Annotated in this window: 1 rRNA gene; it reads right to left on the bottom strand. The window is 38.1% G+C overall.

Going from position 1 to position 517, the window contains the following annotated elements:
* Positions 1-407 precede the first annotated feature (407 nt).
* Positions 408-517: ribosomal RNA gene (gene rrf, locus JMX95_RS13620) — 5S ribosomal RNA — on the bottom strand; the annotation flags it as partial.

Here is a 517-nt window from a genome sequence, read left to right as displayed (position 1 = left end):
GGGTGTCAACCGCTTTATCAGAGGTTTTTGGGTTTATTTGATGAGACTTTTAATAATACATAGTTTTCAATGGGTTAGAGGAAAATAGGGATTCGATGTATTTGGGTTTAAACGCTGGAAATACCTGTAGATGTTGCATTAAGCTGACGTTAGATGGGTTAATGACTTGTTTGAAGCTAACTATTTATTTAATTATTCTAAAATAAGGCTTATTTAATTCACTGACAGGGTAATGATTGTTAAAAAATAGGTCCAAATCAGTCTCTAATCTCTAAGTCATCTATCAGGAAACTCGAATTCTAGCTGATTTTTTAAACCCGCATTGGCATTTTTTATCTTGGCACTTTTTCTTAGGCAAAGAAAAGCCCCCAACGAATTAACGTTGGGGGGTTTTACTTTGAATAGAGAGCTGACGATGACCTACTCTCACATGGGCGAACCCACACTACCATTGGCGCAATGATGTTTCACTTCTGAGTTCGGGAAGGGATCAGGTGGTGCCATCATGCTATTGTCG

Origin of the sequence: Psychrobacter sp. NC44 (genome assembly GCF_904846655.1) — a bacterium.
GTDB lineage: Bacteria > Pseudomonadota > Gammaproteobacteria > Pseudomonadales > Moraxellaceae > Psychrobacter.
The sequence above is the reverse complement of the archived record's forward strand: the minus strand, read 5'-3'. Positions and strand labels throughout refer to the sequence as shown.